This is a genomic window from Streptomyces sp. NPDC029164 (genome assembly GCF_055563995.1).
Genome location: NZ_JBVHWW010000001.1, coordinates 555,635 through 562,268 on the forward strand (window position 1 = coordinate 555,635; position 6,634 = coordinate 562,268).

The following is a 6,634-nucleotide window of genomic DNA, read 5'->3' on the forward strand; positions in this document are numbered from 1 at the left end:
GCACGGGGACCTGCCCCCTAGACCTGCCAGTGCTCGCGTCCGAGGTGGATCAGGCGGAGCTGGTCGCGGGCCGTCGCGAGGACGGGGGACCAGTCCTCGCCGCGCAAGGAGGCGGTGAGGCACGCGGAAGCCGTCATGAACAGGTGGTCGACCAGGAGCCGGGACAGCATCGTCACATCGGCGGTCTTCCAGCCCGCGCTGAGCGGGTCGGCCACGAGGGCCGCGCCGATCTCGGCCGCGAAGGCGTCGAGTTGTCCGGCGATGGCCTCGCGCACCGCCGCGACTCCGCCGTGCCGCTCTCGGACGAGGAAGCGGACGTGCGCCGGACGACTGCGGACGAGTTCGGCGACGAGCCGCACCGCGCCCTCGGAGCGCCGACCGGCATCGCCGGTCGCCGCGAGGACGCCCCGTACGGTGGTGTGCAGACTGGCCAGGGCCTCCTCGACGAGTGCGGTCCCCAGCTCGTCCATGCCCCGGAAGTGACGGTAGAAGGCGGTGGGGGTGACCCCGGCGTGCCGGGCGACCTCCCGGAGACCGAGGCTTCCGAGGCTCCGCTCCCCCAACTGGCCCAGGGCCGCATCGAGAAGCGCACGTCGGGTACGGCGGCGCTGCGCCTCGCGGACACCGGTGTTCGGACTCATGAAAGCAGTCAACCTCGTCACAGTCGACGGCCGCCAGCATGAGACGGATTGAACCGGGTAGTCAGTGAACAACTGTTACCTGAAAGTGGGAGGAACTCTCGTGCTCTTCCTCGTAGGTGCACTGCTCGTCCTGGGCGTCGTCCTCGGCACCGTGGCGCATGTGCCGGTGCCGGTCAGCGTGGCCGCCGGTCTCGTGATCGCGCTCTGGCTCGCCCTCTTCGCCGTACGCGAGCGCCTGTCGGGCCACCGTGCCGGGCGCTCCGACCATCACCAGGGAGGTCTGTGATGAACGCGCGTACTGACATCGAGGTCCCGGCCGACGCCCGTCCTGATATCCGTACCCGTGCCCGTACCCGTGGCCGCTACCGTGACGCCGACACGATGGCCGTCACCGCCTTCGTCCTCGGCCTGGTCGGGCTCCTGGTGATGAACCTGCTGCTCGGCCCGATCGCCGTCGTCCTCGGCTCCCTCGCCCTCTGGCGCCGGACCGCCAGGCCGGGACGCGCCCGCCTCGGCATCGCCCTGGGCGTGGCCGACCTCGTCGTCCTCGCCTGCCTCGTCACCGCCGACCACACGTGGTCGTGGAGCCTGACCTGAGCCGAACCCGTCACCTGATCCGCGTACACGCGCAGCTCAGCGGGGCGGGGACGGCCGCCGCGACGCCGGGGACGCGGCCCGCTCCCGGCCCTCGCGCGCGGGAGGAGCCGGGAGGGGGCGCGCGGGGAAGCGGGTCAGGCGCCGCCCGCCGTCACGCACAGCGGCTGGGTGCCCTTGATGTAGCTGCCGCCGACGTTCATCCAGAAGACCGCGCACCAGCGGTCGCCGTTCGCACCGTCCTGGTATCCGGACCAGTAATGCGTGCGGTCCTTCCACTCACCGTCCGTGCTGTTGCTGATGGTGCCGTGCGGGCCGTACAGCTCCCAGTGGCCCAGGTTCGTCTTGGTGGAGGCGCGGACCTCCATTTTGACGACGTCAGCGTCGAACCAGTCGTTCTCGAAGTCCACACACAACGTGTGGGAAATGAAAAGCGTGGTCGACTGACAACGCCTCCGGTCCTGCGGTGCGGCCTCGGCGGCGGGAGCGATTCCCGCCAGGACGATTCCCGCGAGCATCGCGGCGGCAATGCGGCGCTTCATGCTGTCGTTCTTCCTTTCGGAGAGGGCGTACGGAGTTGCAGGCGGGCGCGTGCCGGCTCAGGTGATGACCGGGCTGCAGGCGGTGTCCATGAGGCCGCCCCCTTCGTAGAGGCTGGCGCAGACCCGCGCGGCGTCGCGCGGCATCATGATCGTGACCTCGAACTTGGCGCCCTCGTCGTGCCGCCGGCCGCCCCACGAACGGTCCCTGCCGAACATCTCCCTGTTCTGGGCGTCCAGGACCCGGACGTGGAGGCGCGGGTTGCCGACGCCCCAGGCGGAGGTGAAGCTCCCCGTGATCGTGTTGAGGTACTTGGACGTCTGGGCGTCCCATTCGACGCACAGGGCGCCCGCGCCCTGCTGAATCCGGGTGCAGCCTTGGCCCCCCGCGGCCGACGCGGGCGCGGCGGACGCCATGGTGGCCAGAACGGCCCCCGCGCCCGCCAGGGCGAGACCGCGCCGGGTCAGCCGGGATCCCCGGTTCCGCCGCATCTTCCGGTTCTCGTCTTTCTGCAAGTGCATGCTGTGCCTTTCGGGATTCCGGCCAGGAGAAGGCCCGTAGGGAAATGCCGTGTTCCGGGCTCGGTTTCAGCGTATGAAGGGCGGGCGACCGCCCGCTATCCGTTCTCCGCCGAGTGGTCCGCGCGTATCGGATCGCCGCAACGGCCCGGATCCGTCACGCCCCGGCGGATACGCCCCCGAACGGGCGGACTCCGGAAAGGGCGGACCGGGATTCCCGGGTCCCGTTCCTGAAACGGTCTTGAGCCTTGTGTCTTGAGACTTGAGTCTTGAGTACGCCTCGAACCGGCGGGCGCTAGCGCCTTTCGGCGGTGCGGGACGGCACCTGCCCGTACGCCTGGCGGTAGTACGCGGCGAACCGGCTCAGATGGGTGAAGCCCCAGCGCATCGCGACCTCGGCGACCGTTTCGGACGCGCAACCGTCCGCGATGCGCAGCAGGTCGTGGTGCGCCCGGTCCAGCCGTACGCGTCGCAGGTGGGCCGCCGGGGTGGTCCCGAGGTCGGTCCGGAAGCGGTCCTGGAGGGTACGGGGGCTCACCCGCGCCGCCGCGGCCATGTCCGCGACCGACACCGGCTCACCCGCGTGTTCCTCGCAGTACGCCATGGCCCGGCGCACGGCACGCGGCAGCGCCGGATGGGCGTGCGCGGGCAGGGCGGCGGAGTGGTCGTGGGGCTGGAGGTTCACCAGGCCGTGCACGAGGACCTGTTCGAAGTGCGCGGCGGCCAGCGGTGACCGGGCCGCGAGGGGTGACGCCGTGAACTGCGCGAAGGCCCGCGCGGTCCCCAGCCAGGCGGCCACCGCCGGGTCGCCGTCCGCGAGGGCGGGGGTGAAACGCAGGGCGGTGGAGGGCGGTTCGCCGGTCTGCGCGATGACAGCGTTGTCTACTGCTGCCTGTGGCAGGAACAGGATGAGGGTGTCCGCCGCGGCCGACAGGGACATGCCCAGGGTCATCCCGGGCCCGGCGACCGAGCACGACGTGGTGACCTCGCGGCCCGCCACCCGGACCGTGCCGTCACCGGCGAGCGGGACGTGGACGTTGTAGAAGTCGGGCAGCTCGCCCGCCGCGACCTCGACCGGGGTGCCCCACCCCAGCTCGTACAGCGCCAGGCCCCGCCGGTGCAGGCGGCGGAAGCGGCCGGGCCCCTGGTGTCCCCGGCCGACGCGCAGCCGGTGGGGCGAGAACTCCCCGGTCACCACCTCGTCCAGCGCCTCGACGTCGTCCCCCTCGAACAGCATGTGCGGTCCGCCGGCCGCGGGTCCGCCGGCCGCCGGTCCGCCGCGGCCGGCGTGTGCCGCTCCCTGTTCCCGTAACGCCGCCCCGTGCCTGCCTTCCCCGTACCTGCCCCGCATCTCGTCTCCCCCGGTCTTCGGCCGGTGATCCGCAGGCCGCGCGCGCACCGGTATTTGGGCCGAATGGTACGGCTGTCGGGGGGCCTGCCAGAAAGGGTTCGTGGGCCATGCGCGTGTCCCGCTCCCGGTGTCCTCGGGCCTCTGCGGAGGCCGTCCGGGGCGAGGCCGAGCGGCCGGGGCCGTACGGCGACCACCTGGCTAGGGGGTGGCGGGTTGTGCCTCCAGTTCCGACTTCAGGTTGCGCAGGGTGGCCCGGATGTTCTTGCGCTGGAACTCGGCGAAGGTGTGCCCGCTCGTCGCGATCCTGTCGAACGTGTGGGCCACCGGGTCGGGCCAGCTGAGCCGGTCGTCGGTCCAGGTCTCCGTCACCTCGGTGCCCTCGGGCACGGCGGCGAAACGGTACTCCCAGGTGGCGATCGGGCCGCGCAGCCACGGGCGGCGCAGGCCTATGGCGTGCACCCTGAACCGGAAGACCTCGTCCGGCTCGGCGGCCGTCACGGTGCAGCGGGTCGTCCAGCGGAACGGACCTCGCTTGTTGTGACCGTCGAAGACCATCCCGACCCGAGTCGCTGTGCCGGGTCCCTCGGTCAGGGTCGCGCCCAGGTTCTCCGGGCTCCAGCGGCCCATGAGAGCGGGGTCGGAAACGTGCTGGTAGACCGTCGACGGGTCGGCCGCGACGATGATGGTGTCGCAAACGCTGAACGTGCGGGGCATGTGGCTCCCTCCTTGGAGGACGACGGTAGCGGTCGCCGCCCCGCCCGGACCCCGGGCCCCTGCCGCGGAGTCAGCGCGGCCTGTGACGCGCTCGTCGCCGGCCGGGCTGCTCGCGCATGCCCCTACTGCGGCTTCGGGCCCTTCATCAGCTTGCCGAGCTCTTCCAGGGGGCCTTCCTGCATGCCCCGGACGTAGTCCCAGCCGTTGTGGTCGCCGCCCTGGATCTCGTGGATCGTGACCTTGATCGGGCCCTTCCCGAACTGCTGCTGGAACTTCTCCATCCGGTCGCGGCCGCCCTCCTTGGTGCCGTACTGGAAGAGGACGTTCACCTCCGGGCCCTTGCCGTTGATCAGCTTCGGGGCGAGCTTCTCGGGGTTGTTCGCGTCCATTTCCGCCTGGTGGCCCTTCCAGAGCGGGGAGTCCGGGACGATCTCGCCGCCGTTGGCGATGACGGCCCGGAAGCGGTCCGGCCGCTGCAGGAGCTGCTTGAGGCCGACGAAGGCGCCGGAGGAGTTGCCCATGAAGGCCCAGCCGTCGCGGGACTTGTAGGTACGGAAGTTGGCCCGGGCGAGGTCGGGTACGTCCTCGCCGATCCAGGTGCCCATCTTGGCCTGGCCGGGTATGTCGGAGCCGTCGTAGTAGTACTTGGCGTCCGGGTTGAGGATCGGCATGACCAGGATGTACGGGAGGCTCTTGCCGGTAGCGGCGCCCTCGGCGATGGCCTTCTGGAGGCCCAGCTTCGGCATGGTCGCCCAGTAGTTGTCGGCGTTCCCGTTGCCTCCGGGCAGGGCGATCATGACGGGGAAGGCGCTCTTCGCGTACTCCGGGCGGTCGTACTCCTTGGGCGTCCACACCCAGACGCTGCCCTCGAAGCCGGACTTGGCGCCCTTCACCCGGGCCTTGGATATGCGGGTGCCGTCGTCCAGCTTCACCGTCTGCTTGAAGTCGGTGAAAGGACCGGTGGGGAGGGATATGTCCGGGTCCGCGCTCGGCGCGGAGGCCGGCTTTCCGTCGCTGTCGCTGCCGGTCGCCTGGGCCTTGTCCTCGCCCTTGTCCGCCCCGGCCGAGGGCTTCCCGTAGCTGACGGACTCCCCGTTCCCGTCGAACCAGTCCGTCTTCCAGTGGATCAACCCGGCACCGGCGCCGGCGAGCAGGGCCACCGCCACCGCGGAGCCGATCCACACCTTCTTGCGGGATCGCCTGGGCTGCTGCGGGTGCGAATGCGGCTGCGGGTACTCGTGCACGAACTTGCTCCGAACGGGGCGGCTGCCCTCGGGCGGGCAGAACGGGTGGGTCCTCCTCTTTGGATGCGCTGATCGACTCCGAGGTTGCACATAAGTGCAGTAAATGTCGTTTAGGTTTCAAATGAGTGCGTCCGCAGCCCATGCTTGGGGGACCGCGGGCAGGGCGAGGCGCGATCCCAGGCGGCAGCGCATCTCTTCGGCGGCCTGGCGGACCTCTTCGGAGCGGGTCTCTTCCTCGAGGGCGCCAAGCAGCATCACGACCGCTCGCGCTTCGTCCCCGGTGAGCAGCTTCAGGCGGGTGTCGGTGGCGGCGTCCACGAGCACGCCAAGGAAGTCTTCTTCGTCCATCTCCATGCCGGAACAACGCGGTACCACACCGCCGGTCACCCCCGGAACCCACTGGGCCGAGAACGTGACGGTGGTCCGGTCAGGTTGAGTAGGGGTGAAGCGCGACGCTCTCCGATCCGACGCCGATCTCCACCCAGGACCCGTCGATACCGCTGGGAATCGGTGACGCCAGGTCGAACAGCACGGACCACTGGCCCATCCGGAGACAGGCGGCGCCGTCGTCGGTCAGGTGGAGGCGGCCACTCATGGTCACCCGTTCGCCTTCCTGCCGGAGTTCCGGCTCGGTGGCAGCGGCTGGTTGGGCGTTGTGGCCCCAGTGGATGTCCTCGCCGACGGTCCATTCGATGAGGTGCCGGCCATCGGCTTCACGCGGATCACCGCGCCAGAGCACCACGGCGGCCCCGATGGGGGTGTGAACCCGAACTGTCATGTGCTGCTGTGGGGTCTGCGGCAGGCTCTGTGTGCGGACGAACATCGCCTCATCATCCATGACGCACGTCTCGGGCCACGAGTATCGATGTCAGACCCCTGGCTCCCGCGGAGTCCCCACCGGCATGGGGGGGGGGGGGGGGGGGGGGGGGGTTTGGGGGGGGGGGGGGGGAGGGGGGGGGGGGGGGGGGGGAGGGCCCGCCCCCAACTAGAACTTCCACGGGGGGGGGGAGGGGGGGGGGGAGCGTTTATCTG

10 protein-coding genes are annotated in these 6,634 nt (G+C 70.7%); 2 read left to right on the forward strand and 8 right to left on the reverse strand.

Annotated elements, in window-relative coordinates:
- Nucleotides 1–17: 17 nt before the first annotated feature.
- Nucleotides 18–641: a TetR family transcriptional regulator gene (locus ACZ4VT_RS02480; RefSeq protein ID WP_467945880.1), complete on the reverse strand. Its 624-nt coding sequence runs from the start codon at nt 639–641 to the stop codon at nt 18–20.
- Nucleotides 642–741: 100 nt separating this feature from the next.
- On the opposite strand from ACZ4VT_RS02480, the gene ACZ4VT_RS02485 reads away from it, so the two are divergent.
- The gene (locus ACZ4VT_RS02485) at nt 742–927 is read left to right on the forward strand and encodes a hypothetical protein (RefSeq protein WP_467945881.1); all 186 of its coding nucleotides are present in this window, start codon (nt 742–744) and stop codon (nt 925–927) included.
- A 95-nt stretch (nt 928–1,022) separates the two neighbouring features.
- On the forward strand, nt 1,023–1,238 hold the full coding sequence (locus ACZ4VT_RS02490) for a DUF4190 domain-containing protein (RefSeq protein WP_467945925.1): 216 nt from the start codon (nt 1,023–1,025) through the stop codon (nt 1,236–1,238).
- 134 nt (nt 1,239–1,372) lie between these two features.
- Here ACZ4VT_RS02490 and ACZ4VT_RS02495 read toward each other — a convergent pair whose 3' ends face one another.
- The 7 genes from ACZ4VT_RS02495 to ACZ4VT_RS02525 form a co-directional block, all read right to left on the reverse strand.
- On the reverse strand, nt 1,373–1,777 hold the full coding sequence (locus ACZ4VT_RS02495; RefSeq protein WP_362812842.1) for a hypothetical protein: 405 nt from the start codon (nt 1,775–1,777) through the stop codon (nt 1,373–1,375).
- 57 nt (nt 1,778–1,834) lie between these two features.
- A complete protein-coding gene (locus ACZ4VT_RS02500) occupies nt 1,835–2,296 on the reverse strand; it encodes a hypothetical protein (RefSeq protein WP_467945883.1) in 462 nt (153 codons plus the stop codon).
- Between the two features lie 292 nt (nt 2,297–2,588).
- On the reverse strand, nt 2,589–3,530 hold the full coding sequence (locus ACZ4VT_RS02505; protein ID WP_467945885.1) for an AraC family transcriptional regulator: 942 nt from the start codon (nt 3,528–3,530) through the stop codon (nt 2,589–2,591).
- A 312-nt stretch (nt 3,531–3,842) separates the two neighbouring features.
- A complete protein-coding gene (locus ACZ4VT_RS02510; RefSeq protein WP_467945886.1) occupies nt 3,843–4,358 on the reverse strand; it encodes an SRPBCC family protein in 516 nt (171 codons plus the stop codon).
- 122 nt (nt 4,359–4,480) lie between these two features.
- Nucleotides 4,481–5,602, reverse strand: coding sequence for an alpha/beta hydrolase (locus tag ACZ4VT_RS02515; protein ID WP_467945888.1), 1,122 nt, complete (start codon nt 5,600–5,602; stop codon nt 4,481–4,483).
- Between the two features lie 117 nt (nt 5,603–5,719).
- Nucleotides 5,720–5,956: a hypothetical protein gene (locus tag ACZ4VT_RS02520; protein ID WP_362812863.1), complete on the reverse strand. Its 237-nt coding sequence runs from the start codon at nt 5,954–5,956 to the stop codon at nt 5,720–5,722.
- 73 nt (nt 5,957–6,029) lie between these two features.
- Nucleotides 6,030–6,440: a hypothetical protein gene (locus ACZ4VT_RS02525; RefSeq protein ID WP_467945890.1), complete on the reverse strand. Its 411-nt coding sequence runs from the start codon at nt 6,438–6,440 to the stop codon at nt 6,030–6,032.
- Nucleotides 6,441–6,634: the final 194 nt, after the last annotated feature.

Coding starts and splice junctions, on each gene's coding strand:
- ACZ4VT_RS02490 (WP_467945925.1), top strand. CDS start 1,023: ATGGCCGTCACCGCCTTCGTCCTCGGCCTGGTCGGGCTCCTGGTGATG.
- ACZ4VT_RS02480 (WP_467945880.1), bottom strand. CDS start 641: ATGAGTCCGAACACCGGTGTCCGCGAGGCGCAGCGCCGCCGTACCCGA.
- ACZ4VT_RS02495 (WP_362812842.1), bottom strand. CDS start 1,777: ATGAAGCGCCGCATTGCCGCCGCGATGCTCGCGGGAATCGTCCTGGCG.
- ACZ4VT_RS02525 (WP_467945890.1), bottom strand. CDS start 6,440: ATGGATGATGAGGCGATGTTCGTCCGCACACAGAGCCTGCCGCAGACC.
- ACZ4VT_RS02505 (WP_467945885.1), bottom strand. CDS start 3,530: ATGCTGTTCGAGGGGGACGACGTCGAGGCGCTGGACGAGGTGGTGACC.
- ACZ4VT_RS02510 (WP_467945886.1), bottom strand. CDS start 4,358: ATGCCCCGCACGTTCAGCGTTTGCGACACCATCATCGTCGCGGCCGAC.
- ACZ4VT_RS02500 (WP_467945883.1), bottom strand. CDS start 2,296: ATGCACTTGCAGAAAGACGAGAACCGGAAGATGCGGCGGAACCGGGGA.
- ACZ4VT_RS02520 (WP_362812863.1), bottom strand. CDS start 5,956: ATGGAGATGGACGAAGAAGACTTCCTTGGCGTGCTCGTGGACGCCGCC.